The sequence below is a fragment of the Flavobacterium macrobrachii genome, from assembly GCF_014486675.1.
Lineage (GTDB): Bacteria > Bacteroidota > Bacteroidia > Flavobacteriales > Flavobacteriaceae > Flavobacterium > Flavobacterium macrobrachii.
Map to the genome: position 1 here is coordinate 1 of NZ_JACTAC010000050.1, position 26,252 is coordinate 26,252.

The following is a 26,252-nucleotide window of genomic DNA, read 5'->3' on the forward strand; positions in this document are numbered from 1 at the left end:
CACCCCTTTTGGATATTTTCTTTTGGATGGATGAGGATATTTATTATTTAGGTGCAACTAAGGTTCCGATTTATGATTAGTATTGGGTAATGTATCAGATTAGGTGTTTTGATAAAACAAGACGGTAATATATCAAATGTGTTGGTAACCAAATGTTAAAATTTTTGTTTATTAATTATTAAAAAATACTTATCACTAATGAAATCTTTTCTTTTAATCTTACTTGCACTTTATAATTTAGTTTCATTCTCACAGAATAAATTTGATTTAGCGATTACTTTTCTGCTCAATAATGATAAATTTATAGAACTATCCAATTTTCAAAAATGCGATTCGATTTTTGTATTGGATTTTGAAAATCAATTAACTAAAACAAATATATTGAATTCATTTTCTCAAAACTTTATAATTCTTAATAAATATGATGCTTCAGAGGCAAGTCCATCTAAGTTTTATGAAGAAAAATGGCACGGTATAGATCAAAATGTTTTATACGAAATAAGACGGTGTAGTAATTTAATGGTTAGATTTAAGGAGAAGAAAAATAATATAATAATTGAATATGGATGTCCTCAAAAAGATTTTTTTGGAACAGTTGTGTTAAAGATAAAAAAAGGGAAAATAAAAATTTTAAGAATAGGGAAAGCTCATTCTTGAGATAGGTAATGTATCAAATGTGTTGGTAGTCAAATAATAAAATATTGTATTTTGATAATCAATTATTTATAATTTTATATCTATAAAAAATTAAACAACCTTCGGGTTGTTTTTTTTATTATTGGATTGAAAGAAACCAAGAATTCAAATAGTATCATTTTTAGCCCCGATGGAAGTTGAAATCCTCGCAGAGATTGTAACGAACAGCGGGAAAACGGATAACAAAAATGCCCAAACGATTCGCTACTAAAATCAAAAACAGATTTTTTTGTTAAACCATTTTTAATACTTCATTATTCCGCTATATTTGTAGTTCGATAAAAAATAAACAAACTAATTTTTACTGATATGAAATTATTAGAAGGAAAAGTAGCCATTATCACTGGCGCAAGTAGAGGAATTGGAAGCGGAATTGCTAAAGTTTTTGCACAACACGGTGCTAATGTGGCTTTTACTTATAGTTCGTCTGCCGAAAGTGCTTTGGCATTGGAAAATGAATTGTCGGCTTTAGGGATTAAGGCCAAAGGATATAAATCAAACGCAGCCGATTTTAACGAAGCTCAAAAGTTGGTTGATGATGTTATTGCTGATTTTGGAAATGTAGATGTGTTAATCAACAACGCCGGAGTTACTAAGGATAACTTATTGATGAGAATGAGCGAAGAAGATTTTGATAAAGTAATCGAAATCAACTTGAAATCGGTGTTTAATATGACCAAAGCGGTTCAAAAGATTATGTTGAAAAACCGTAAAGGTTCTATCGTTAACATGAGTTCTGTGGTTGGTGTGAAAGGAAATGCAGGACAAGCTAATTATGCAGCTTCCAAAGCGGGAATGATTGGTTTTACTAAATCAGTGGCGTTGGAATTGGGTTCAAGAAATATTCGTTGTAATGCTATTGCGCCAGGATTTATTGAAACTGAAATGACGGCAAAATTGAATGATGATGTGGTTCAAGGTTGGAGAGATTCTATTCCGTTGAAACGCGGTGGAACTCCAGAAGATGTTGCCAATGCTTGTCTTTTCTTTGCTTCCGATATGAGTGCTTATGTTTCTGGACAAGTATTGAATGTTTGTGGAGGAATGTTAACATAAAAAAATGAGAGTATGAATATAAAATTATCATCTGTAGTTGCTTTAACATTATTGGTTAGTTCAACAACATTATTAGCACAAAATCCAGGAACTTTAGACACCTCTTTTGGTGCGTCGGGAAAAGTAATCACTGATTTATATGGTTATCAAGAAATAAACGATGTAGCCATTCAATCTGATGGAAAAATTGTAAGCATTGGAAGAAGTAAGCATGGAACAGATTACAATTTTGCTGTTTACAGACATTTATCTAACGGAACAATTGATACTTCATTTGGAACTAATGGTGGCGTTTTTGTTGATGTTAAAGGAACCAATCGATTTGATCAAGCTAATGTAGTTGTTATTCAGCCTGATGGAAAAATTTTGGTTGCTGGTAGTGCTGGTTTAGCAACCGATAATTCTACAGCTCACTTTGGTTTTATTCGATTGAACACAAACGGAACTTTAGATACTACTTTTGGTACAGGTGGTAAAACTTCTTTTGCTGTTGGTAATAATACTTCTACACCAAATAATAGAGTTTTTGATATGAAATTACAATCTGATGGTAAAATTATTGCCGTTGGAAAAGCTTCAAATACAAGCAGTTTCTCTGATTTTGGAATTGTTAGACTAAATGCTGACGGTAGCTTGGACTCTGATTTTAGTAATGACGGAAAATATACGGTTGATTTAGGTTATGTTCTTGATGAAGCTACTCATTTGAATATTAACTCTGCAAATGGAAAAATTTTAATTGCGGGAGAAACCAATAGCAACTTAGGATTAGCTATGATTAATGATGATGGAAGTTTAGACACAACTTTTGGTACTAGTGGAAAAATGATTGTTGATTTTGATAATTCGTTAATTTTTTCGGGTGTAGCTTTTCAAAATGATGGTAAAATTTTAGTTTCAGGTAACGAGTCTGGTGACATCGTTGTTTACAGAGTTAATGCTAACGGTACTTTGGATACTAGTTTTGGAACTAATGGGAAGACAATTACTGATTTAGATAGCGGTAGTGTTGACAAATCTTCAAAAACTCTAATCATTCAACCAAGCGGAGAAATCATTGTTATTGGCGAAACCAATACAGGTTCTACCAACTATTTTGCTTTAGTTCGTTATACAAGTTCTGGTCAACTGGATACAACTTTTAGTAACGACGGGATTGTATTAACTAATTTTGGTCCAGGTTTTAATAGTACTACTAGTGCAGTTTTCCAACCCGATGGGAAATTAGTTGTAGCAGGATTTACTGGTTTCAGTGGTCAAACTGCTTTGGCTTTAGCTAGATATAATACGGGTGTAACTTTGAATACCCAATCAAATACTATTAGCAAAATAAATTTATATCCAAACCCAGTAACCGATTTGATAAATGTTGAAGGTGTTTTTGAAGTTAACTCACATTATAGAATTTTTGATGCGTTGGGTAGAGAAGTGAAAAAAGGTTTAATCAAATCGGAAAATTCAACTAGTATTAACGTTAGTAATTTGAGTAAAGGAACTTATTACATTAATATTGATACTTTTGATGTTGTAAAATTTATTAAGAACTAAAATCTAATTTTCTAAGTTATTTATGGCAAATGCTACTATTTTATTGATTGTACTTTCTTTAGTAATCGCATTTGTCGTTTCATTTTACCAATATTTTTATAAAGTCAAAAGCAGGTCAAAAATGACATTGCTTTTGGCTTTTTTGCGTTTCTTTTCGGTTTTTGGATTATTGCTTTTACTGATAAATCCAATTATTACCCGAAAAACAACAGAAACCGTTAAAACTCCTTTACCGATTGTTATTGATAATTCGGCTTCGATGGCGGATTTAAAATCAGATAAGGAAGCGTTGGAATTGTTCAATAAACTAAAATCCAATTCAGATTTAGCCGATAAATTTGACGTACAAACCTATCAGTTTGATGAAGATTTTTTGCCTTCGGATACCATTAATTTTAAAGGAAAACAATCCAATATTGATGTCGTTGCTAAAAACCTGAAAAACATCTATAAAAATCAAACCTTTCCAACGGTTTTAATTTCAGATGGAAATCAAACTTCGGGCGAAGATTATGTTTTTACATTCAATCCGCAAAACAAAGTTTATCCTTTAGTTGTTGGCGATACCACGACGTATTTGGATTTAAAAGTTACGCAACTGAATGTCAATAAATATGCGTTTCACAAAAATAAATTTCCAGTTGAAGTTTTCTTGAATTACGCTGGAACCAAAAGTGTGAATACAACATTCAAAATCACGCAAGGAAATTCGGTTTTAAACGAGCAAACGGTTTCGTTTTCGCCGTCTAAAAAATCGGCAACGCTGAATGTGTTATTGCCAGCCGAAAAAGTTGGTTTACAAATTTTCAAAGCTTCAATTACATCAAAAGAACAAGAGAAAAATACTTATAACAACGTCAAAAACTTTGCTGTAGAAGTAATTGATCAAAAGACAGAAGTTGCCTTGGTTTCAGATATTTCGCATCCCGATTTAGGTGCGATAAAACGAAGTATTGAAACTAACGCACAACGTAAAGTAACTTTGATTAAACCAAATCAAATCAATAGTTTACAGGATTATAATATTTTAGTTTTATATCAACCAAACGGAACGTTTAAATCTATTTTTGAGCAGAATAAAAACGCTAAAATCAATACTTGGATTATTACTGGAAATGCAACCGATTTCAATTTTTTAAATCAATATCAAGACCATTTTGATTTTAAAATGAGTAGTCAAAAAGAAGATTTTCTTGCCGGATTTAATTCGCAGTTTAATCTTTTTGCTTTAGACAATATCGGTTTTGAACAATTTCCTCCATTAGAAAATTCATTTGGAAAAATTACGCCAAAAGGCAATATCAACGAACTACTTTCGGCAACTATCAGAGGAATTTCTGCCGAGCAACCGTTATTTGTTTTTGCAGAAAATCAAGGAAACCGAAGTGCATTTCTGTTTGGCGAAAATATTTGGAAATGGCGAGCTGCGGTTTATCTGAAGAATAAAAATTTTGAGAACTTTGATGTTTTCTTAGACAAAACCATTCAGTTTTTGGCATCTAATAATTCTAGAAAATCATTGGTTGTAAATCACGAACGCTTTTACAATTCTGGCGAAGCGATAGAAATTACAGCACAATATTTCAATAAAAACTACGAATTAGACGAAAAAGCAAGGTTGACGATTACTGTGACGAATGCTAAAACCAAACAACAGAAAAAATACGATTTACTCAGAACTTCCAATTCGTTTAAAGTAAATCTCGACGGATTAGCTGCTGGAAATTATTCGTTTACCGTAAAAGAACTCAATTCTAATTCGGTTTATAGCAGTACGCTTGAAGTTTTGGATTTTGATATTGAAAAGCAATTTGTAAATCCCGATTGGAATAAACTAAACCAATTGGCAAATCAAACCAGCGGAAAAGCCTATTTGGCAAATCAAGCCGATGTTTTGGTAAAGCAATTAATGGCTGACGAAAGTTATAAAGCTATTCAAAAAACGTTGGTTAAAAAATCGCCTTTGATTGATTGGATTTGGTTGTTGATTTTAATCGCAATTTCTTTAGCAACCGAATGGTTTGTTAGAAAATACAACGGTTTATTGTAGTGTTTCTTTCTTTTTTGAAACGATATTTTCAATTCCAAGTGTAATCAAAATTCCCGCAACATAAGCGATTAAATCGTGAAAGAAAAATGAATTTCCAATGATGGTTTTGGCTAATTTATTATTCTCTAACCCAAGGAAAGTAATGAAGTTGAAGTATTGTAATGTTTCGACTAAAAAAGCAAATAGCAAAACATAAATTGCAGTTTTTGTTTTAGACAAATTAAAGAATGTCTGAATAAAACAGTAAATTAAAATTACCACTAAAACATCCCCAAAATAAGGACGAATGAAGTTATCGTGTACAAAAAGTGCTATGATAACTTCCGTACAAAACAGTAAAATCGTTAGTAGAAAATATATTTTGTTGAAGCGTAACATAGCACTTTTTTAGAATTTTTATTTGGTAAATTTATTGTTGTAATCTTCGATTGCTTTTTGAACAATTTCTTTGGCAACAACGTTATCTTGAAACTCTTCAACAATAACGGTTTTGTTCTCTAATTTTTTATAATCTTCGAAGAAACTTCTCATTTCAGAAATAAAATGTTGTGGCAATTCCGAAATATCGTTGATGTGGTTCACACTTGGATCACCAGCAGCAACCGCAATAATTTTATCATCAGCTTCTCCGCCATCAATCATTCGCATTACGCCAATAACTTTTGCTTCTACCAAACACATCGGAATAAGATCGATTTGACAAATAACTAAAATATCCAACGGATCATGATCGTCACAGTATGTTCTTGGAATAAAACCATAATTAGCTGGATAATATACCGAAGAATACAAAACGCGGTCCAATTTTATCATTCCGCTGTCTTTGTCTAATTCATATTTTGCTCTCGAACCTTTTGGAATTTCGATGATTCCGTTTACAATATTTGGAGCATCTTCACCATAAGACACATCGTGCCAAGGATTTGCATTCATAATGTTGAAATTTTATTTATAATTCTAAATTAAAAGGTTGCAAAGGTACGCTTCAAAGCAGTATTTACAAGCAAAGTTTAACATTTTTACATGTAAAATTATCATTAAATTTTTAGTTCGTCATTGGGTTAACTTTTGCTTAAAATGTGTTTAAAATAAAATTCATAATCAAATATGAAGTATTTTTACCCAATTAATTTGAGTATTTTATTGATAATGAATGACTAAATTCATTAATTTGAAAACGAAATAGTTCAGAAAAAACAATATGAAATTACTTTTAGTAGAAGACGAAATCGGCATCATGCAATTTCTCCAACAAGGTTTGGAAGAAGAAGGTTATGAAATTACCACAGCAAATAATGGTAAAACAGGTTTGGAATTGGCTTTAAATAACAAATTCGATTTGATTTTACTCGATTGGATGTTGCCACAAATGACAGGTTATGAAATTTGTACGTCTTTTAGAGAAAAAAATACCACAACGCCAATTATTTTCCTAACGGCAAAAGATACTGTTCAAGAAACAATTGAAGGATTAAAAGCGGGCGCAAACGATTATATCAAGAAACCTTTTAGTTTTGATGAATTGCTAGAACGAATTAAAGTTCAACTACGCGATAAGATAACTTCTCCAGTTTTAGTACTTGGAAACGTGGAAATTGACACACATAAATACCAAGTTTTAGTCGATGGAAATGAAGTTTCGTTAACCCAAAAAGAGTTCGATTTATTGCATTATTTGGTGAAAAATAAAGGAAAAGTTTGCACCAGAACCGAAATCATTCAAGACGTTTGGGATATTCATTTTGAATACGATACTGGTGTTATTGACGTTTTTATGAACGCCATCAGAAAAAAACTCAATTTAAAAGTAGAACAAGATTATATAAAAACCATTCGTGGCGTTGGCTATATGGCTAATGATTGATTATGAAACAACTTTCGTTTAAAAATAGAATTGCTTCTAACTATATAATTATCACTGCATTATTAATTTTTGTGGTGTTTTTTGCTATTTTTTCTATTGTACGATATAGTGTTCACGTTCGTGTGAATAACGAAATCAAATCGGAAGTAACCAAGCATTTAAAAGAAATTGAAGTTATTGAAAATTGCGTTTTGCTGATTCGTGAAGAACAATGGAAAACCAAGCAATTGAACAAAGTAGAAGTAAGTCCGGCGTTTATTCAATTTGTGGATGAACTTGGTGCTTTGGTAGAAAAATCACCTAATTTAAAGCAGAAAAAACTAGCATTCGATAAAAACAGAACGGCAAATGAATTGTTTGATACCAAATTAGAAACTATTTCGGTTAGACAAATTCAAGTTCCGTTGTATCAAGGTACAAAAATCATAGGTTATCTAATCGTTGCCATGTCGCTGGAAGATTCTGTGATGGTTTTAAACAACTTGTTTACCGTAATGTTGATTGCTTATCCGTTGATTTTGGTTGTGTTGTTTTTAATAGCTCGTTTTTTTGCAGGACGAAGCATCAAACCGATAAGTTCGATTATTGACACGGCTAATTTCATTACGAAAGACAATTTAAAATCGCGTATTCCTTTGCCTCAAAACAAAGACGAATTGCATTTGCTTTCCAATACGATAAATAATCTGTTGGATAGAATTGAAAATGCGGTTGTTCGTGAAAAACAATTTGCTTCCGATGCATCGCATGAACTCAGAACGCCATTAGCGGTAATTAAAGGAACACTTGAAGTTTTAGTTAGAAAAGAAAGAAAACCAGAAGAATACAAAGAAAAAATTGAATTTTGTATAAGCGAAGTAAACCGATTAAATCATTTGGTTGACGAATTACTTTTATTAGCACGATTTGAAAATCAAAGGCAAAATATCAAGCTGGAAAAGGTTAATTTGAACAGTTTAATTACCGATGTAATTTCGAGAAATGCTCAAGCCATAAAAGAGCAAAAAGTAAATTGTCAAATTGAATTTTCAGAAGAAGTGACTGTTCAAACGGATAACTATTTATTTTCCATAATTGTTACTAATTTATTGACAAACGCCATAAAATATTCGAATAAAGGTTCGAATGTTATTGTGAAATTATATTATTCTGAAGGAAAAGCACAATGTGATATTATTGATTTCGGTATCGGTATTCCAAAAGAAGATATCAATATGATTTTTAATCAATTTTATCGTTCCAATTCAACCAATCATCCCGAAATTAAAGGAACAGGTTTGGGATTATCGATTGTAAAACGTCTTTGCGATTTGCTCGAAATTGATGTAAAATTGGAAAGTGAAGAAAATGTTGGCACAAAAGCTACGATTAGTTTTACTAAATAATACGTAGTAGAGTTACTCAAAAATTACTTTTTTTATATTATTTTTAATAAAAAACGAAGCATTTTCATTGATACACTAATTTTTCAAAATCCTTTTGTTTTCAATAGGTAAAAAAGTATATTTACGTTTTACGAAAATTGAAAGAATAGAATGCAAAGAGATCAAGAAAATACTATTGAAGATATAGAAAATAAAAAAATAGTTGAACCCCAACTCAATATTATTTTAACCACAGACGAAGACGACGAACGACCAGTTTATATCTCAGGAAATTTCAATAATTGGATTACCCAAGATAAAAAATTTGAAATGGAACGCGTTGGGCAAGGCTTGTATCATTTTAAGTTTGCTCACGATTTCGATTATCCTGATGAATTACTCTATAAATTCACTCGTGGTGATTGGAGTGAAGTCGAGATTGACAAATTTGGAAATCGTACCGAAAATAGAAGTTGCAAACAAAAAAATGGCGTTCGCAAAGAACATGTTTCAAAATGGCGTCACAATTGGTTGCCGTTTAAATCCAAGTTTTTACCCAAAGTACATTTGATTTCCGAAGAATTCGAAATTCCGCAGTTGAATAAAACCCGAAGAGTGTGGGCATTGTTGCCTTATGATTATGATACGTCAACAGAAACCTATCCTGTTCTGTATCTTCAAGACGCTCAAAATTTATTCAATGAAAAAGCGCAATATGGCAATTGGGAAATCGATAAAAAGTTAGCCGTAATGGCAGAATATAACATTGGTAAAATCATTGTTATTGCGGTTGAACATGCCGAAAAAGAACGCATAAAAGAATACAACGTTGGCAATACCGTTTTAGGAAATGGTCAAGGAAAAAAATACATTCGCTTTTTAACCGATACACTAAAACCTTTTGTAGACGATAATTTCAGAACCAAACCCGAGCGAGAATTCACTGGAATTGGCGGAAGTTCAATGGGCGGATTAGTCAGTATTTTTTCTGGAATTATGTATCCTGAAGTTTTTGGAAAACTGATGATTTTTTCACCATCACTTTGGGTAGTTCCAAAAATAAAATTGTCTTTCCTTGATATGGATGAACCGCAAGATGCTAGAATTTATCTTTATGCTGGAGGCGATGAAAGTGCAACAATGATTGATCATGTGAAGCAATTTAAAAAACGATTGCTCAAAAAAGAAGGCTACGAAGACAAAATGAAAATCCGTCTGAGTATCAATATGGAAGGCAAACACAACGAAGTCTATTGGAGTGACGAATTCCCCAAAGCCATTGAATGGTTATACTTTAGTGATAAAAATGAGTAAATAAATCAAATCCTAATCATTAAAAACTTAGTGAGCTTCGTGCTTCTATCGTGTTCTTAGTGGTTAAGAAAAAATAAAAAAATGAAAACAAAACAAATACAAAATCTAGATAATTTCACAGGAACTATTTTAATTCCGGTTTTTGAAACCAATGCTAAAAGCATTATTCCTATTGAATACCATGGAATTTCGGTGCCATCAAAAGTATTTTACGGAAAGAAAGACACACATTATGTAGTTGAAAAATACGATTGTACTCATATCTTCATTGGATTAGGAAAAGAAATTGACTATAAAGCAATTAAAACAATATTTAGAAGAATTTCTTCAAAACAAAAGGAACTTTTTAATAAAAATCTTGTTGTTGTTCTTCCAAATGAACTTAAAAATGAACAAGTAGAAGCTTTGTTTTCTGGATTAATTTTAGGAACATATAATTTAGGACATTATAAAAAAACGGAAGCACATCCTTTTTTAACGAATGATTTTGTCTTTCAATACATTGCAAAAGAAAATCTAGACGAAATAATTTCAAAAGGAATTAAAATCGCACAAGCACAACTTGAAACATTCAACTTAGTTGATTTACCGCCTAATAAAGTAACACCTAAATACTTAGCCGATTGGGCAACCGAAACTGGAAAAAAATATGGTTTCAATGTAACTGTTTTTGGCAAAGAAAAAGCCACTGAAGTTGGTTTGCATTCGTTCCTTTCCGTTGGGCAAGGAAGTGCTCGCGAACCACAATTTATAATTATGGAATACAATCCAGCCAACGCCAAAAAACATATTGGTTTGGTTGGAAAAGGAATTACGTTTGATACTGGTGGTTTGAATATTAAAACAGCTGGAATGGTGCAAATGAAATGTGATATGGCTGGAGCTGGAGCTGTTCTTGGTGCAATGCAATTGATAGCTGATTTGCAATTACCGTATCGAGTTACTGCTATTGTTCCGGCTTGTGAAAACTCTGTTGATGCTACTTCGTTTTTGCCTAGTGATGTGATTAACAGTTATTCTGGTCACACGATTGAAATCATTGATACCGATGCCGAAGGTCGATTAATTCTTGCCGATGGTTTATCGTATTTGATAAAAAATTACAAACCCGAAACCGTTCTTGACTTGGCTACTTTAACTGGAAGCGTTGTTGGAACTTTAGGCTACGAATGTGCTGGTTTGTTTACCAACAATGAGGATTTATCCAAAAAACTGCAAAATACAGGTAGTCAAATAGGAGAGAAGTTATGGCAATTACCGCTTTGGGACGATTACAAAGGTGATATCGATAGCGAAATTGCCGATGTGAAAAACTATTCAGGAAAACCAGTTGCTGGAGCAATTTCGGCAGCGAAATTTTTAGAATTTTTTACAGAAAAACATCCGTCTTGGGCACATCTTGACATTGCGGGAGTTGCTTTTGGCGACAGCGAATTTGCCAAAACCAAACACGCCACGGCTTATGGCGTACATTTAATTACTAAATTCATCGAAAATCTATAGTATATGGAAAATCCAATCAAAAACTTTATTTGTATTTCCAATTATTTCAAAGGAAATGATTTTTTAATCAATTTAAAAAAACAAGGAAATCGTGTTTACTTAATTACCTCTGAGAAACTTCGTGATAAACCTTGGGCAATGGAATATATTGATGAAATATTTTTTATGCCAGGACAAGATGTTGATTGGAATTTAGACGATTTGCTTGCAGGAGTTTCAGGTTTAATGCGTCATAAAAAAATTGATGGTATTGTTGCCTTGGACGATTTTGATGTAGAAAAAGCTGCGTTTCTTCGTGAAAATCTTCGTATGCCTGGAATGGGACAAACTACCGGAAGGTATTTTCGTGATAAATTGGCAATGCGCATGCGTGCCAAAGATGCAGGAATTCCAATTCCGGCGTTTAGTGCTTTATTTAACGATGAAGAAATCAATGAATTTGCCGATACCGTTGATGCACCTTGGGTTTTAAAACCGCGTTCTGAAGCTTCGGCATCGGGAATTATGAAAGTACATTCCAAAGAAGAATTATGGCAAAAAATCCACGAATTAGGCAATGAAAATCGTATTAAATATTTGGTAGAACAATTCAAACCTGGCGCAGTTTATCACTGTGATGGATTGAATTTAAATGGTAAAACATTATTTTCAATTACATCACAATATTTAGCAACACCAATGGAAATTTCGCAAGGTGGCGGAATTTTCAGAAGTGCCAACATTCCTTATAATATCAAAGAAGACAAAGAAATCAAAAAGGTAAACGAACAAGTTTTGAAAGCTTTTGGAATGCAACACGGTGCCAATCATACCGAGTTTATCAAATGCAATGATGATGGTAAAATTTACTTTTTAGAAACTTCGTCGCGAGTTGGTGGCGCGCATTTAGCCGAAATGGTCGAAGCAGCTTCGGGTGTAAATCTTTGGAGCGAATGGGCAAAAATTGAAGATAGTTTAGTAAAAGGAAAAGAATATAAATTACCAAAAATAAACAAAGGCTTTGCCGGAATTGTATTGACTTTATCCAAATTTGAACATCCTGATTTGTCTGGTTTCAACGATAGCGAAGTGTGTTTCCGTGTGCCGCTAGAATACCACGCTGGATTGATTGTAAAAAGCGATAATCACGGCCGAGTTCGTGAATTATTAGATGATTATGCCGAACGATTGGTTCGAGATTTTGCTACCGTTGCACAACAAGAAGCGGTAAAAAAATTGCATTAATTAGTAACATAAAAATTCACAAATTATTAGTTTAAATTTTTCAATCTAAATTAATTGTTTTTTGAAACCATTAAGAGATTAAGAAAATTAAGCTCAACAATCTTAATGAAACTTAATATCTTAATGGTTTTATTAAATTGACTTTAATTTACGATTTAAAAAAAATTTTCTTGAAAACCTACACTAAACTCAACTTCCACAAACACACTTTTTGCCTTTGGCGAGAAGTTCCTTTTGCTGAAATTGAAAATGTAGCGTTAAATCACAAAAGCAAATCGGGTAGTGGTTATATTTTTACAGAAGTTGGTGTGTATCGAATTTCTAATCATTGGGGAAGAGCTGCCAATTGTCGCTGGCGATTAATAGCTAATGAAAATTTCAAATCGCAACAAATTAAAGTTGGTTTTGCTTATTGGACCGATTTTTATCCAAATGACGAAACCTCAAAATTGTTTTTTATAAAAGTTGATCTTGTTTTGAAGGATGTAAATTTTTATCATAAACTTTCACCAGATTATGAGCCGAAATATGTTTTAAGAAATGCTTCTGAAACTGCAAAAACCATTAAAATCATTAAAGAAATTCTAACCAAAACCGCTTGGACAAAACATTTACAATTTGATGATTTGGATGAATTACGAAAAGAAATTGTAGAGCAATTGATTACGACAGAAAAAAGTTTTTTGGAAATAAAAAAGATGTATCTCTAAGTTGTCATTTCGACGAAGGAGAAATCACATAATAGTCACTTCAATTCAACTTTTTGTATTGAATCGATATAGAGTTTATATCCTATATAAAACTTGAATAAAATAATCATTATAAAGTCCGATACCGTTATATTTTTCTTTTACAATTTGTGCAGCTTCAGCCGAAGCCAAAAGATATTCTTCTGAATTGTCATCTATAGAACTACTTAAATAAACCATTTTATAAATTGGATTAATTGGGTCAAGATTTCTTGCTTTTTCAAGTAACTCTTCTGCTTTTTTTTCATATTCGTCAAAATCTCCAAACTCATATGGAAAAATAGACATTGTGTAACCTACAATAAAATTAAATTCAGGATTATTTGTGAATTTTGAATTACCATCAGAAAACATTTCTTTTAACCTTTCTTCTCTTTGTATTTTTTCAACAAAATCATTAGGCATATTTTCTATTATTATCCAAAGAAAAAAATAAAAATATTTCCAAACTTCGAAATCACTTTTATTTTGATTGTATAAATTATCATATTCTAGAAATGCTAACTCAAAATCATTACTATTTTCTAGTTCAATAATTTTAATAAGCTCTTTTTGCATAATTTCTTTTATGTTAATCTATTAAACCCATTCTTATTGGATTTCTCCTTCTACGAAATGACAAGTTTGTGTTTAAAATAATAGTAATTTATACTACTTCTCAAACATTCCAACCGTTCCGCCAACCCAATCTTTGTCTTTGTTGAATTTTACGCCAATCATTTCGCCACGACTTAGTCGAACTAAATTGGTTACTAGTGTTGGTTTTTCGTCATCTTTTGGCCAAACAGCTAGCAAGCGAACTTCGGCTTTTACTAATCCGTCAGGACTTTGAATGATGGGTTTGTAGTGTACTTTTTTCTGAAGAATATATAAATCTTTTTCGGTAACGGCTTCGATATCTTCTCGTTTTACGTGGAAAATAACGCCACTTCCAGAGAAAGAGAACAAAGGTTTTAAGACATAGTTTTCTAAATCATTTGGAATTTCCTTTAAATCGGAAAGGAGTGTGGTTTCTATAAAATACTTTCCTTTCAAATAAGGCAAAATGAATTTACTAATTCGGAAAAACCAGTTCGGATGTCCAGCCCATTCTACATCATAGCTTTTTGAGAAATCAAAATTGAGTTGTAAATCAGTCCGTAAATCCAATTCGTCAAAAATAACACGGTTGTAAATTCGCTTTACTTGAATTTCTTCACCTTTGTCATTTTTATAAAACAACTGATTTCCTTTTTCGTATAATTCGGTTACACAAACAAACGGAATTCCGAGGTCTTTCTTGCAGTAATAAAAGTCGATTTTGGTATTTTGTTTCTCAGGTTCAATTTCTAGCAGAATTACATTTTCTATTGGAATGTTATTAGTGATAACTTCTTTGATTAAAGCTAAATAGCTTTTTTGATTTAAACCATTCAAAAAAGGTGTGAGTTCTGATAAAAACGGGTAATGCGAAACAAATTTTTCTGATAAATGATTTTGAAAATTAAACAAGGATGGAAATCCTTGTACTTCAATCAGCTTCGGAACGATTTTTCCATCTTCTTCACAAATTCCAAAATCGATGGCTAAAAATGTAGTATGATTATCATCATTTGGTACTTTTCTGTTGAGTTCCAAAGCTCTTTCGGTTAAACTTTTGAAATCATCGCGCTGAATAAAATCAATCACTTGTTGGCAACCTTCGAACAATTGTTCTTTTAATTCATTGGGAATAAAAAAAGGTGTTTCTCCGATTCTAAAGGTTACTTTGTAATCAAAATCAGAATTGATGTCGTCAATAAAAGCAATGTATTTTTCTACTGAAAAAGCCTGGTTGAATTGATTTCTATAGTTGGTGTTCATTGGTTGAGTATTAAGACTAAAGTATTAAGTATTAAGACAGGAAAATTAAGTATTAAGATTTTGACAGTCAAAATATAGTCTTGATACTTAATACTTTTTACTTGATACTAATTAGATAACGTTTTTTTATGTTTCATCAAATCGTTTATAGCAATTCGGAGGAAATTCGGGATAATCGTTTCATTGGTTTTGTAGATTTTATCTTCGTCCAATAAATCCTCAAGCATGTCACGGAATTTGGTTTTTCCTTTCATTGCAATGATATTTTCTCTTTTTTCTTTGCTTTTAAGATTAGCAACAAAGCTCAAGGCATCGGCTTCGGGATGGAATTGTAATCCAACAAAATACTCCGAAAATCGTACTCCCATAATCGCTCGTTCGTATTCAACATGATTTCGGATTTTTTCCAAAGCAATAATTTGAGCGCCTTTTTTCTTGAAAATACTCAATTTTGGTTGCACCACTTGATAATCTCTGCTATCAATAGCGTAGAATGGATTTTGCAAGCCTTCAAGGACTGAATCAGTTGTTCCATCTTCGGTTTTATGAATAGTCATTACGCCAAAAGAAGTAGATTTTCGTTTGTTTAATGTAGCCAAACCAAAGTGATGACAAGCCATTTGAAACGAATGACAAATAAATAAAACGTGTTTTTTTGTCTTTTGTTCTTTGTTCCATTGCCACAATTGGTCGATAAAATCATACCATTTTAAATCCCAATTTCCGTCGCCTTCCAATGGATTTCCTGGCCCGCCAGTGGAAATATAAATATCAAACTTTTTAATATCAGGGAATTCATTTTTACCTCGAACATCAAAAATCTGAAAAGTAACCATTTGGTTAAATCGATTGATAATGTCTATAATACAGCGCATTCCTTGATTGGGTTCGCCATTATACATGTCTAAAACTGCTACACGAATTGGGTTGCTCATTATTTAACTATTTGATGATGCAAAGATAACTTTTTCAATTTCAATGTCAAATTCAAAAAATCAACTTCAAAAGTCAATTTCAAAAATCAATTATAATTTTATAAACCTCTAGTAAATTCACTTGTAATCATATCAACTACTTTGGATAAATCATGGGTTTGTTCAAAAACGCGTAATTGTTTATCAGCTCCAGTTCCTTCATTCAAAATGGTATGGATATAATTAATTTCGTCGCGACTGCCTAATTCATCAACAACATCGTCAATAAAATCTAGTAACTCATGCAATAAAAGTTTGGTTTCAACTTCTTCTTTCAGTCCAAAATCAATCATATTTCCTTCGATTCCATAACGAGCAGCACGGAATTTATTTTCTTTTATCAATGCAATTCGATAGATGTTAAAGCTTGTATTTGAAACGGTTAATTTATATAGCTTTGCTACAATAGCTTGAATGATAGCAACGATACACATGGCTTCATCTACGGTCAAACTCATATCGGTGATACGAAATTCAATTGTATCATAGAATGGATGCAAACGTAAATCCCACCAAATTTTCTTTGGATTATCAATACAACCTGTTTTTACCAACGTATCTAAATAGTTATCATATGACTGAACACTATCAAAATATTCTGGTAAACCCGTTCGTGGAAATTTATCAAAAACTTTGGTTCTAAAGGATTTATAACCCGTATTTCTTCCTTCCCAAAAAGGAGAATTGGTTGAAAGTGCAAAAATATGGGGTAAAAAATAGGTTGCTTGGTTCATTAATTGCAAACCAATATCACGATTTTCGATACCAACGTGGCAATGCATTCCAAATATTAAGTTAGAACGAGCAGCATCTTGCAATTCATTAACAATATGATGGTAACGCGGATCATCCGTTATAGGTTGGTCTTGCCAGCGAGAGAAAGGATGCGTTCCTGCACCGCCAACAACTAAACCTTGTTTATGGGCAAGTTCAACAATTTTACTTCTTAGAAATCGAATTTCGTCTTTAGCTTCTTTTATATTTTTGCAAATATTTGTTCCAACTTCAACAACAGATTGGTGCATTTCAGCTTTTACCTGTTCGTTAAGAATAATTTTAGCACCATCTACAATTTTGGATAAATGAGAACGCAAATCACGAGTTTCGGGGTCAATAATTTGATATTCCTCTTCTACGCCAAGTGTGAATATTGGTAATTTTTTTGACATAATCATTACTTTTAGTGTTCAGTTGCAGTCGCAGTTCTCAGTGTGTTTACTGATTACTGAGACTGAAAACTATTTAACAGAATCCTTGATAAATGTTCCCCAAGTGAGGTTCATTTTTCCGTCTTTGTGTTTTTTAGCAAAATCAATCGCCATTTTAGCCGATTCTTCTACAACCCATTCGAAATTTTCAGCACCAACCGAAGTGTATTCTGCATCTGGTGCTGGGTTTCCAAAGTCAATTGCGTAAGGAATTCCATCTCGAACAGCAAATTCTACCGTGTTGAAATCATATCCTAGACCTTTGCAAAGACGTAAAGTATAATCTTTTATCGTTGCCATCAGTTTTTTATCGGTATTTGGATTTTCAACTACGTAGCGCAAGTGATGTGGATGTCTTGGTTCATAAGGCATAATTCTAACGGCTTTTCCGCCCAAACAATAAACGCGATAGTAATCTTGGAACACAATTTCTTCTTGTAAAAGCATTACTAATTGCCCGGTTTCACGATGTTTTTCCCAAAACTCTTCTTTGTTTTCTAGTCTATATACGTTTTTCCATCCACCGCCAGCATAAGGTTTCATATAAGCTGGAAATCCGATATAATCAAAAATACCATCCCAATCTAAAGGAAAAGCAAGATTTCTGAACGATTTTGAAGTTGTATCGGTTGGATGTTCTGCCGATGGAAGAATTACAGTATTAGGTAACGGAACGCCAAGTACATCTGCCAAACAGTTATTGAAAAATTTATCATCAGCACTCCACCAAAATGGATTATTAATGATATGAGTTCCAGTTAAAGCGGCATTTTTTAAATACGCACGATAAAATGGAACGTCTTGCGAAATTCTATCAATTATTACTGCATATTCTGTAGGTTTATTTTGTACGACTTTATCAATGGTTATGGCTTCGGCAACGATTCCTTTAATTTTTTTTGAATTTACTCTGTCGATGAATGCCTGCGGAAATGTATCTTCCATTCCAAATAAAATACCTATTTTTTTCATATTCTTAGTTTTATTTAATGTTATTGTATGTTTTTAGAAAAATTTAATTCGAGATAAATAATGTGGAAACATTTCTCTCCAAACTGGCCAATCGTGTTCTCTATCTTGGCGAACATCAAGCCAATGAGGAACGTCTTTTTGTGCTAGAATTTTACTTAGTTTCAAATTTGCATCAAAGCATATATCCCAATTGGATGTTCCAAGAATAATATCCATATTCCAGAGTTCACCATCGTTTAAACCATGCAAATAATCTTCGGGCGAATTGTAAAACACATCATCGTCCCAATGTCCATCCATAAAACTTTTGATTGAAAAAGCACCGCTCATAGAAAATACATGACTGACATAACCTGGATGACGAAAAGCAAAATTAACGGCATGATAACCTCCAAAACTGCAACCTGCAACGACAACTTTTGCTGCACGAGTATTATTTTTTACTCGTTCTACAATTTCGTGACAAATCATTTTATCATACCAAACATGATTTTGAATTCGATGAACAGGATGAATTTTTTTATTATAAAAACTATCTTTATCAATACTGTTTGGACAAAATATTTGAATTAATCCTTGTTCTATATACCATCGTGCGCTTTCAATTAATCCTTGGTCTTTATTTTCGTGAAAGCTTCCCATAGATGTAGGAAATAGGATAACTGGGTATCCTGCATGACCAAAAACTAACATTTCAATCTCGCGACTTAGGTTAGGTGAGTACCATTTAAAATATTCTTCTTTCATAAATGTTAATTGTTTTAACAATTATAATAAAAAAAACATTGTGAAATATTTAAAAATTTAATTAGGATTAAATTTTACGATAAAATAGTTATTGATATTTTGGTATTGAAAAATTACTAAAAAAAGAACCTAAATCACTTAAAGATTTTAATAATTGTCAATAAATTAAGATAACAAGATTTTCTTCTCAATTGATTTTTATACTAAAAAAATTGATTTTTAAGTAAAAAAGAGATGAAAAATATTATTCTTCAATTGTTATGAGTTGAATTTGGCTTTTTAAACGTTCGATTAGCATATTCATCATTCGTTTATTTAGGTTGGATGAATTTTGGATGTATTCGTTATATTCATGAACTGTAAATAGTCCAAATACCATTCCTTTTAATGAGTTTCTGAATTTGATATCACGCTGAATAACATTTTCTATATATGCCATTTTTTTTTCGGGAGATAAAGAAAAGAAAACACCTTTCTGTTTAACTGCATAGTTAATGAATACGGCAATGAATAAGTCGTTTTGTAGTTTTAGAATTGGACGAAGTGTTTTATTTTGGAAAACTTCTTCATTCGAAGATTGATTGGTAATTGTTCCTAAAGCTTCGCCTCTAATTTCAAGAACGTGGTTGTCTCTAGCTTCCATTTTTTCTTATAAAGTTAAAAAAAAATAACCTCTGTAATTTACAGAGGTTATTTAAGTTATTAATAACTAATTGTTAATAGTTATTTTATTTTGAAAATTACTTTTCTAACTAATCTTCTAGCATATTCCGATGATTTATCAACTGATTTGTCTACACCATTTGCTAAGATATTCAATCTAGAAGGTTCAATACCAGCTTTGATTAAAATTGTTTTTACACTTTCAGCTCTATCGCTAGATAACTTGTCATTGTATTCTGTACTACCAATTTCATCGGCATATCCAATGATATCGACTGATTTACCTGGATTTGTTTTTAAATAATTTAGAACAAAACCTATATTATCTGTTGAAGCAGTTGTCGGTACTCTTTTATTTGTATCGAAGTATGCAGCAATATAACCATCATTGATTAGTTTAGTAACCATTCCATCACTAACAGCCATATTGTTATTGTTGTTAGTTATTGATTTGTCAACAAATTTTTCTAATTCATCAGGAACTCCATTGTTGTTTAAATCAACCATCCTTCCTTTAGTATCAACAGCTACACCTGGAAGAGAATTATTTTCAACATCTAAATAGTCAGGAACTCCGTCTTTATCAGTATCATTCATAAGAGTTTCAATATCTCCAATTCTTGATTCAAGCTCTTTAAGTTCTTTAGATTTTGGATCTTCAATAATTGCCCAATCTCCGTGAATTTTTTCATTTCCAAAAGAGAATGATAAACCAAATGAAAACGAAGCCATTTGTCCAGAAAGATTATTTGATACGTCTGAGTTTGAACCATCCCAATTGAAGTGTTGTCTGAAGTTGTTAAGCAAACTAACATCACCAAATACTGAAATAGTTTTTGTAATTCTGAATTGAGGAGAGAAACCTACTATTAATCCTCCGTTTAACTCACTCAAGTCTAAAACATCCGATGTCATTCTTGAAACTTGAATACCACCATGAAGTAACAAGCCAAATCTTCCAGCAGATTCTTCAACATTGAATAATCTTATGGCATTAACAACACCTTCAAAATTTGCTCTATATTGGAATGTTTCAAAATCTAAACTTCCGCTACCATCTTGATCAGTAAATTTGTCGTAATTCAAACCAAATTTCATACCAAATTTTGGACTTATCATGTATCTTGCACCAACGCCAAAAGAATTTATTTGAATACCTCCAAATAGTTTTGAGGGATAACTTGAATAATAACCATCGTTATATGGTCTGATACCTTTTGCTTGACCTACACCAAACTCAATTGACCATCTATTGTAGGCATCGTAAACAATTTCTTGATCTGGTTCAAGCTCTTTCAATTCTTTAGCTTTCTTTTTGTCAGCTGCAGAAACTGTTTCTTGAGCATTTAAGGTTGTTAGTGAAACAGTTAAAAAAGAAGCTAAAACAAGTAGATGTTTTTTCATAAATCTAAGATTTGTGATGTAAAAATGAATGTTAATTGTATGCAAATATATAGGTTTACATTTAATAATCAATTTTTTTCGTAGGAAGATGGAATTAAATTATGAATTTTAATCATAATTTTACAAAAGATATAATTTTATTTTATTAGAACCAATTTTAATAATTAAAACTAAATGAGATTTCACACTAGAAAATGGGTAAAACCAGAGGACTTAAACCCTAATAGCACACTTTTTGGAGGAAGATTATTAGCTTGGATAGACGAAGAATTGGCTTTGTATTCTATTATTCAACTTCAAAATCCTAAAATAGTCACCAAACACATGTCGGAAATTAATTTTAGAAGTTCCGCTAAGCAAGGTGATATTGTTGAAATTGGAATCGATGTGGTAAAGTTTGGAAATTCGTCTATAACGCTCACTTGTCAAGTACGAAACATGATGACAAGAGAAATCATAATCAGCATTGATACTATAACTATGGTAAGTCTTGGTGAAGACGGAAAACCAAAAGCGCACGGTAAAACTCAAATAGAATACATAAAAGATAGATTGACCGATTAGTCGAATTTATCCGACGAAAGTTCATAAATTTCTAAATCAAAATAGGGAATTGAGGCAAAAATATGGTCAAAAATATCTGCCATAATGTATTCGTAATTTTCAAAACGTTTGTCGTTTGAAAATGCATAAATTTCCAAAGGAATTCCTTGTGGTGTTGGTTGTAATTGACGACAAAGCAGTATCATTTTTTTGTTCAAACCTGGATATTGACTTAAGTATTGGGTAATATATTTTCTGAATAATCCAAAATTAGTCATGTTTCGACCATTAATTAATAACGATTTATCAACTTCATGCATTGCATTGAACTTGTTGATTTCATTTTGTCTTTGCGAAATATAATTTGAAACCAAATGTATTTTTTTCAATTCGCCGAGTTCATCTTCTTGTAGAAAACGAATACTGGTTGCTTTGATTAAAATATGTCTTTTAATTCGTCTTCCTGGAGAATTAATCATTCCGCGCCAGTTTCTAAACGAATCTGATATCATGCTGTAGGTTGGAATTGTCGTTGTAGTATTATCAAAATTTCTGACTTTTACCGTAGCAAGATTGATTTCGATTACATCGCCATCGGCACCAAATTTGTCAAAAGTTATCCAATCGCCAATTCGAACCATATCGTTTAACGAAACTTGAACACTAGCAACAAAACCCAAAATTGTATCCCTGAAAATCAATATAATAATTGCCGAAATAGCTCCAAAAGCACCGAGCATTCTTCCGGTATTAATATCAAAGATTTTAGAAACAATTATAAAGAAACCAAAAATCCATAACACTATCATTATCACTTGAATATAGCTATCAATTGGTTTATCTCTATAAGACGGATTTTGCTTTAAATAATCGCGAAGCGCATTAAAAATGGTTTTAGTAATCCATAAACTTAATATTACAATATATATTCCAACAAGCTTACCGAAAATATCTTCCCAATAGACAAAATTCTTCAGAATTACTGGAACCGATTTGTAAATAAACAGTAACGGAATTAAATGAGAAATGTATTTTGCAGTTTTATTGGTAACCAAAAAATCATCAAATCTAGTTTTGGATTTTCGGGCAATAATAATCATTGCTCTTACTAAAAAATAGCGAAATAACTGAAAAATAAAATAGGCAATTGTACACAATAAAACGATATTGATAGCCAAACTTACATAAGCTGAAAAGGTTTCGCCTATATCAAGTTTTTTTAGTAAAGGATAACTCCAACCATATAATTTCTCTAGTAGTTTATGCATTTTTTACATATTTTTTTTCAATATAGAAAGTAGCAAAAGGTAGGAGCGAAGCCATTTGAACGATTGCTAAATCTTTAAAACTCCAATTTTGTTCTTTTTTAATTAAAAATGCCAATAGCACATAAGCAATGAATAATATTCCGTGCGCCATTCCAATTGGGTAGAGTAATGTTTTATATAAATCGATATTTGTAGGTTTGATTATCAACATATTAAAAAATAAAACCAAGTATGAAATACCTTCGGCAATAGCAATGAATTTGAACAATTTTGTCATGATTAAAAATTTTAAGCAAAGCTATTTAATGTTTTTTGAATATAATAAAATAGTTAATTTTTTAACAGACAAAAATTAAAATGATTTTTAGTATTACTTTTGCAAATTAGCAGAAACCAAATGTCAAAAAACGATATTATTTTGGAAATAGAAGATAAAAAAGAACTCTATGCTTATCAAGTCAAGGATATCGACAAGATTTTTGACCGACTTGACAATGCGCCAAATAATTATCATTTATTATATCAATTACCAACTGGTGGCGGAAAAACAGTAATTTTTTCGGAAATTGTTAGACGCTATTTATCTAAAAACGATAAAAAAGTAGTGGTTTTAACTCATAGAATTGAGCTTTGTAAACAAACATCAAAAATGCTTAAAGGTTTTGGCGTAAAAAACAAAATAATCAATAGTAATATTAAAGAATTACCCGATCAAGAGGAATATCCTTGTTTTGTTGCCATGGTTGAAACCTTGAAAAATAGATTAAACGACGAAAAACTGTTGATTGATAATGTTGGATTGGTTATTATCGATGAAGCACATTATAATTCGTTTCGAAAATTATTAAAATCGTTTAAAAACTCCTTTATACTTGGTGTAACTGCAACTCCATTGAGCTCAAATATCAAGTTGCCAATGTATCAAAACTATTCCGAATTAATTGTTGGTGATACCATTCAAACACTTATTGATCAAGGATTTTTGGCAAAAGCTACAACCTATAGTTATGATGTTGGATTAACTTCGTTAAAAGTTGGAATTAACGGCGATTACACTGTTAAATCATCCGATGATTTGTATATGAACATGATTATGCAAGAAAAATTGTTGCATGCATATACCGAAAAATCATTGGGTAAAAAAACGCTAATTTTCAATAACGGAATTAACACTTCGCTTTATGTATATGACACATTCAAAGAAGCGGGATTTCCAATAAAGCATTTGGACAACACTACTTCCAACGACGATAGAAAAGATATACTGGCATGGTTCAAAAAAACACCAGATGCCATTTTAACCTCAGTTGGAATTTTAACTACAGGTTTTGATGAACCAACAGTTGAAACAATTATTCTTAATCGAGCAACAAAATCGTTAACACTTTATTTTCAAATGATTGGTCGTGGTTCGAGAAAATTGCCTAACAAATCAGAGTTTTCAATTATTGATTTAGGAAACAATGCATTACGTTTTGGACTTTGGAATGAACCGGTTGATTGGCAACATATTTTTAAAAACCCCGAATATTATTTGGAGAATTTAAGAGATGATGCCGAAATCGAAAAAAACTTCAATTATCAAATGCCTGAAGCGGTTAGAGAAATATTTAAAAACTCAACTAACATTAGCTTTGATGTAGAAGAAGAATTTAAGATTATCACAAAGCAAAATCTTCGTTCAAAAGTAGTTATGGATAAATCAATAGATCAACATGCTTCAATGTGTGTTGATAATTCCGACGAATTATATGAAGCTCGAATGCTTTCAAAACTTCTTTTTGACGATATAGAAAGTCGCGTCAAACAGTTCATCAATTGTTTAGGCAAAACTAGTAAGAATTATCGTGAATGGTTGATAGAAGACTACAAACAAAAATTAAGTCTTGCTATTGGTAAAAAATTTAGAGATAAGATTAATTTTTAGTCTTTTTTGCAATAAATGTGCGACTTCAAACCCTGATTTTTATTCAAAATAAGGCCATTTTCACAAAAACTGCCTTTGCACTACATCGATATAATTTTCACCTAATTGCATTTCGTCGATATTATTTTTGGTTTTAACAGATATATTGTCAGAAATGGTTATATTTTTCATTTTCGAAATAAATTTGTCATGTTATTAATAGTCAATTACAAACAGCTTTTTGTTATCAAAATGTTGTTGAATATAAAACAAAATATCATGAAAAATAAGTACGATGTATTATTGATTTTAGAAGGAACTTATCCATTTAATGGTGGTGGTGTTTCAACTTGGTCACATATGCTATGTAATGAAGTTAAAAACGCAAATTTTTCATTGTATTCAATTAATGCAAATTATGAATTAAAACCTAAATACGAACTAGGAGAAAATGTCAAAGACGTAATTCAAGTTCCTTTATGGTCACCACTTGAACCTCAAGAAATGGTTGATTATGGTAAAAAATTCTACAAAATAATTAAAACTAAAGAAAGAGCTGACGAAAAAGATATTAAAGAAAAATTTATTCCAATTTTTGAAAAATTAATCAAGAGTATTTATTCAGACGTTAGAGTTGCAGCTGATTTTGATACTGTTATTTATAACATGTGGTCTTATTTTCAAACACATGATTACAAGAAAACAATGTTACATGAAGAAGTTTGGAAATCATTTTGTTCACTAGTTAAGGAAATCATAGCTAATGACAAAGAAAAGGCTACTTTACATGATTTGACTTTAGGAATGAGATGGATTTATAGATTTTTAATTCCGCTTTCAATTGATGTTCCAAAGGTTGATATTTCTCATTTAACAATATCAGGTTTTCCGGTAATTCCTGCATTAGTCTTAAAATATAAATATGATACTCCAATAGTAGCTACCGAACATGGAGTTTTTATTAGAGAACGATTAATTGCTATAAATTCATCTGAATATTCATTCTTTCTAAAAAAATTATTAATTCGTTTTTCGGAAAGTATAACAGAGTTAGTATATTACAAAGCAGATGCAATACTTTCTGTTAACAAGTTTAATATGACTTGGGAAAAAATGTACGGAGCCAATCCTGATAAAATAGATGTTATTTACAATGGCGTTGATCACGAATTGTTTGTTCCTGCTCCAAAACCAGAAAAGTTAAAAGATATTCCAACAGTAGTTGCTGCTGCAAGAATTTTTGAGTTGAAAGATGTTACAACAATGATTAAATCTTGTGCAGAAGCCAAAAAATCAATTCCAAATATTCAATATTTGGTATATGGTGATAATAACGCTGTTCCAGAATATACTAAAG

Annotated in this window: 25 protein-coding genes; 13 read left to right on the top strand and 12 right to left on the bottom strand. The window is 31.6% G+C overall.

From position 1 onward, the window contains the following. The first annotated feature begins 198 nt into the window (after positions 1-198). From IAI56_RS11075 to IAI56_RS11090, 4 genes are all read left to right on the top strand, one after another. A complete protein-coding gene (locus tag IAI56_RS11075) occupies positions 199-657 on the top strand; it encodes a hypothetical protein (protein WP_187657939.1) in 459 nt (152 codons plus the stop codon). A gap of 348 nt (positions 658-1,005) precedes the next feature. Then, positions 1,006-1,752 carry a 3-oxoacyl-[acyl-carrier-protein] reductase gene (gene fabG, locus IAI56_RS11080; protein ID WP_169523061.1) on the top strand — a complete coding sequence of 249 codons (747 nt, stop codon included), beginning with the start codon at positions 1,006-1,008 and terminating at the stop codon, positions 1,750-1,752. A 12-nt stretch (positions 1,753-1,764) separates the two neighbouring features. Beyond that, the gene (locus IAI56_RS11085) at positions 1,765-3,300 is read left to right on the top strand and encodes a T9SS type A sorting domain-containing protein (RefSeq protein ID WP_187657940.1); all 1,536 of its coding nucleotides are present in this window, start codon (positions 1,765-1,767) and stop codon (positions 3,298-3,300) included. Between the two features lie 22 nt (positions 3,301-3,322). Continuing rightward, positions 3,323-5,350, top strand: coding sequence for a hypothetical protein (locus IAI56_RS11090; protein ID WP_187657941.1), 2,028 nt, complete (start codon positions 3,323-3,325; stop codon positions 5,348-5,350). On the opposite strand, the gene IAI56_RS11095 is transcribed toward IAI56_RS11090, so the two are convergent. Further along, positions 5,342-5,728: a ribosomal maturation YjgA family protein gene (locus tag IAI56_RS11095; RefSeq protein WP_187657942.1), complete on the bottom strand. Its 387-nt coding sequence runs from the start codon at positions 5,726-5,728 to the stop codon at positions 5,342-5,344. The two genes, IAI56_RS11090 and IAI56_RS11095, sit on opposite strands and share 9 nt — an antisense overlap. A gap of 18 nt (positions 5,729-5,746) precedes the next feature. Continuing rightward, positions 5,747-6,283, bottom strand: coding sequence for an inorganic diphosphatase (locus IAI56_RS11100; RefSeq protein ID WP_187657943.1), 537 nt, complete (start codon positions 6,281-6,283; stop codon positions 5,747-5,749). A gap of 268 nt (positions 6,284-6,551) precedes the next feature. Between IAI56_RS11100 and IAI56_RS11105 the strand changes: the two genes are divergently transcribed. The 6 genes from IAI56_RS11105 to IAI56_RS11130 all read left to right on the top strand — a co-directional run bounded on the left by IAI56_RS11105 (position 6,552) and on the right by IAI56_RS11130 (position 13,329). Next, positions 6,552-7,214, top strand: coding sequence for a response regulator transcription factor (locus IAI56_RS11105; RefSeq protein ID WP_187657944.1), 663 nt, complete (start codon positions 6,552-6,554; stop codon positions 7,212-7,214). Between the two features lie 2 nt (positions 7,215-7,216). Then, positions 7,217-8,599 carry a sensor histidine kinase gene (locus IAI56_RS11110; protein ID WP_187657945.1) on the top strand — a complete coding sequence of 461 codons (1,383 nt, stop codon included), beginning with the start codon at positions 7,217-7,219 and terminating at the stop codon, positions 8,597-8,599. A gap of 150 nt (positions 8,600-8,749) precedes the next feature. Further along, on the top strand, positions 8,750-9,892 hold the full coding sequence (locus IAI56_RS11115) for an alpha/beta hydrolase (protein WP_187657946.1): 1,143 nt from the start codon (positions 8,750-8,752) through the stop codon (positions 9,890-9,892). 81 nt (positions 9,893-9,973) lie between these two features. Next, a complete protein-coding gene (locus IAI56_RS11120) occupies positions 9,974-11,395 on the top strand; it encodes a leucyl aminopeptidase family protein (protein ID WP_187657947.1) in 1,422 nt (473 codons plus the stop codon). 3 nt (positions 11,396-11,398) lie between these two features. After that, on the top strand, positions 11,399-12,619 hold the full coding sequence (locus IAI56_RS11125) for an ATP-grasp domain-containing protein (RefSeq protein ID WP_187657948.1): 1,221 nt from the start codon (positions 11,399-11,401) through the stop codon (positions 12,617-12,619). A 170-nt stretch (positions 12,620-12,789) separates the two neighbouring features. Continuing rightward, positions 12,790-13,329, top strand: coding sequence for a hypothetical protein (locus tag IAI56_RS11130; protein ID WP_187657949.1), 540 nt, complete (start codon positions 12,790-12,792; stop codon positions 13,327-13,329). 75 nt (positions 13,330-13,404) lie between these two features. Here IAI56_RS11130 and IAI56_RS11135 read toward each other — a convergent pair whose 3' ends face one another. The 8 genes from IAI56_RS11135 to IAI56_RS11170 all read right to left on the bottom strand — a co-directional run bounded on the left by IAI56_RS11135 (position 13,405) and on the right by IAI56_RS11170 (position 21,178). Beyond that, positions 13,405-13,926 (bottom strand): hypothetical protein, encoded by a 522-nt coding sequence (locus IAI56_RS11135; RefSeq protein WP_187657950.1) that lies wholly within the window; start codon positions 13,924-13,926, stop codon positions 13,405-13,407. 93 nt (positions 13,927-14,019) lie between these two features. Beyond that, entirely contained in the window at positions 14,020-15,210 is a 1,191-nt protein-coding gene (locus tag IAI56_RS11140) for a hypothetical protein (RefSeq protein WP_187657951.1), read from the bottom strand. A gap of 107 nt (positions 15,211-15,317) precedes the next feature. Continuing rightward, positions 15,318-16,145 (bottom strand): type 1 glutamine amidotransferase, encoded by an 828-nt coding sequence (locus IAI56_RS11145; RefSeq protein ID WP_187657952.1) that lies wholly within the window; start codon positions 16,143-16,145, stop codon positions 15,318-15,320. A 98-nt stretch (positions 16,146-16,243) separates the two neighbouring features. After that, positions 16,244-17,353, bottom strand: coding sequence for a carboxylate-amine ligase (locus tag IAI56_RS11150; RefSeq protein WP_187657953.1), 1,110 nt, complete (start codon positions 17,351-17,353; stop codon positions 16,244-16,246). A 69-nt stretch (positions 17,354-17,422) separates the two neighbouring features. Further along, positions 17,423-18,364, bottom strand: a complete 942-nt coding sequence (locus IAI56_RS11155) for an ATP-grasp domain-containing protein (RefSeq protein WP_187657954.1) — start codon at positions 18,362-18,364, stop codon at positions 17,423-17,425. Positions 18,365-18,397: 33 nt separating this feature from the next. Beyond that, entirely contained in the window at positions 18,398-19,111 is a 714-nt protein-coding gene (locus IAI56_RS11160; RefSeq protein WP_187657955.1) for an esterase family protein, read from the bottom strand. A 244-nt stretch (positions 19,112-19,355) separates the two neighbouring features. Next, on the bottom strand, positions 19,356-19,754 hold the full coding sequence (locus tag IAI56_RS11165; RefSeq protein WP_187657956.1) for a glyoxalase: 399 nt from the start codon (positions 19,752-19,754) through the stop codon (positions 19,356-19,358). 80 nt (positions 19,755-19,834) lie between these two features. Next, a complete protein-coding gene (locus IAI56_RS11170) occupies positions 19,835-21,178 on the bottom strand; it encodes an OmpA family protein (protein ID WP_187657957.1) in 1,344 nt (447 codons plus the stop codon). 174 nt (positions 21,179-21,352) lie between these two features. Here IAI56_RS11170 and IAI56_RS11175 point away from each other — a divergent pair, with 174 nt between their 5' ends. Then, complete coding sequence (locus IAI56_RS11175) at positions 21,353-21,742, top strand: acyl-CoA thioesterase (RefSeq protein ID WP_187657958.1); 390 nt, start codon at positions 21,353-21,355, stop codon at positions 21,740-21,742. On the opposite strand, the gene IAI56_RS11180 is transcribed toward IAI56_RS11175, so the two are convergent. Beyond that, the gene (locus IAI56_RS11180; protein WP_187657959.1) at positions 21,739-22,989 is read right to left on the bottom strand and encodes a mechanosensitive ion channel family protein; all 1,251 of its coding nucleotides are present in this window, start codon (positions 22,987-22,989) and stop codon (positions 21,739-21,741) included. The two genes, IAI56_RS11175 and IAI56_RS11180, sit on opposite strands and share 4 nt — an antisense overlap. Then, positions 22,982-23,266 carry a DUF3817 domain-containing protein gene (locus tag IAI56_RS11185; RefSeq protein ID WP_187657960.1) on the bottom strand — a complete coding sequence of 95 codons (285 nt, stop codon included), beginning with the start codon at positions 23,264-23,266 and terminating at the stop codon, positions 22,982-22,984. Before IAI56_RS11185 ends, IAI56_RS11180 begins: the two co-directional genes overlap by 8 nt. 120 nt (positions 23,267-23,386) lie before the next feature. On the opposite strand from IAI56_RS11185, the gene IAI56_RS11190 reads away from it, so the two are divergent. Continuing rightward, entirely contained in the window at positions 23,387-24,916 is a 1,530-nt protein-coding gene (locus tag IAI56_RS11190) for a DEAD/DEAH box helicase (protein ID WP_187657961.1), read from the top strand. 258 nt (positions 24,917-25,174) lie between these two features. Then, on the top strand, positions 25,175-26,252 hold a 1,078-nt coding region (locus IAI56_RS11195; protein WP_187657962.1), incomplete at its 3' end, for a DUF3492 domain-containing protein.

Excerpts from the sequence above, each read along its gene's own strand:
- IAI56_RS11075 (WP_187657939.1), top strand. The coding sequence starts at position 199 with ATGAAATCTTTTCTTTTAATCTTACTTGCACTTTATAATTTAGTTTCA.
- fabG (WP_169523061.1), top strand. The coding sequence starts at position 1,006 with ATGAAATTATTAGAAGGAAAAGTAGCCATTATCACTGGCGCAAGTAGA.
- IAI56_RS11085 (WP_187657940.1), top strand. The coding sequence starts at position 1,765 with ATGAATATAAAATTATCATCTGTAGTTGCTTTAACATTATTGGTTAGT.
- IAI56_RS11090 (WP_187657941.1), top strand. The coding sequence starts at position 3,323 with ATGGCAAATGCTACTATTTTATTGATTGTACTTTCTTTAGTAATCGCA.
- IAI56_RS11095 (WP_187657942.1), bottom strand. The coding sequence starts at position 5,728 with ATGTTACGCTTCAACAAAATATATTTTCTACTAACGATTTTACTGTTT.
- IAI56_RS11100 (WP_187657943.1), bottom strand. The coding sequence starts at position 6,283 with ATGAATGCAAATCCTTGGCACGATGTGTCTTATGGTGAAGATGCTCCA.
- IAI56_RS11105 (WP_187657944.1), top strand. The coding sequence starts at position 6,552 with ATGAAATTACTTTTAGTAGAAGACGAAATCGGCATCATGCAATTTCTC.
- IAI56_RS11110 (WP_187657945.1), top strand. The coding sequence starts at position 7,217 with ATGAAACAACTTTCGTTTAAAAATAGAATTGCTTCTAACTATATAATT.
- IAI56_RS11115 (WP_187657946.1), top strand. The coding sequence starts at position 8,750 with ATGCAAAGAGATCAAGAAAATACTATTGAAGATATAGAAAATAAAAAA.
- IAI56_RS11120 (WP_187657947.1), top strand. The coding sequence starts at position 9,974 with ATGAAAACAAAACAAATACAAAATCTAGATAATTTCACAGGAACTATT.
- IAI56_RS11125 (WP_187657948.1), top strand. The coding sequence starts at position 11,399 with ATGGAAAATCCAATCAAAAACTTTATTTGTATTTCCAATTATTTCAAA.
- IAI56_RS11135 (WP_187657950.1), bottom strand. The coding sequence starts at position 13,926 with ATGCAAAAAGAGCTTATTAAAATTATTGAACTAGAAAATAGTAATGAT.
- IAI56_RS11140 (WP_187657951.1), bottom strand. The coding sequence starts at position 15,210 with ATGAACACCAACTATAGAAATCAATTCAACCAGGCTTTTTCAGTAGAA.
- IAI56_RS11145 (WP_187657952.1), bottom strand. The coding sequence starts at position 16,145 with ATGAGCAACCCAATTCGTGTAGCAGTTTTAGACATGTATAATGGCGAA.
- IAI56_RS11150 (WP_187657953.1), bottom strand. The coding sequence starts at position 17,353 with ATGTCAAAAAAATTACCAATATTCACACTTGGCGTAGAAGAGGAATAT.
- IAI56_RS11155 (WP_187657954.1), bottom strand. The coding sequence starts at position 18,364 with ATGAAAAAAATAGGTATTTTATTTGGAATGGAAGATACATTTCCGCAG.
- IAI56_RS11160 (WP_187657955.1), bottom strand. The coding sequence starts at position 19,111 with ATGAAAGAAGAATATTTTAAATGGTACTCACCTAACCTAAGTCGCGAG.
- IAI56_RS11165 (WP_187657956.1), bottom strand. The coding sequence starts at position 19,754 with ATGGAAGCTAGAGACAACCACGTTCTTGAAATTAGAGGCGAAGCTTTA.
- IAI56_RS11170 (WP_187657957.1), bottom strand. The coding sequence starts at position 21,178 with ATGAAAAAACATCTACTTGTTTTAGCTTCTTTTTTAACTGTTTCACTA.
- IAI56_RS11175 (WP_187657958.1), top strand. The coding sequence starts at position 21,353 with ATGAGATTTCACACTAGAAAATGGGTAAAACCAGAGGACTTAAACCCT.
- IAI56_RS11180 (WP_187657959.1), bottom strand. The coding sequence starts at position 22,989 with ATGCATAAACTACTAGAGAAATTATATGGTTGGAGTTATCCTTTACTA.
- IAI56_RS11185 (WP_187657960.1), bottom strand. The coding sequence starts at position 23,266 with ATGACAAAATTGTTCAAATTCATTGCTATTGCCGAAGGTATTTCATAC.
- IAI56_RS11190 (WP_187657961.1), top strand. The coding sequence starts at position 23,387 with ATGTCAAAAAACGATATTATTTTGGAAATAGAAGATAAAAAAGAACTC.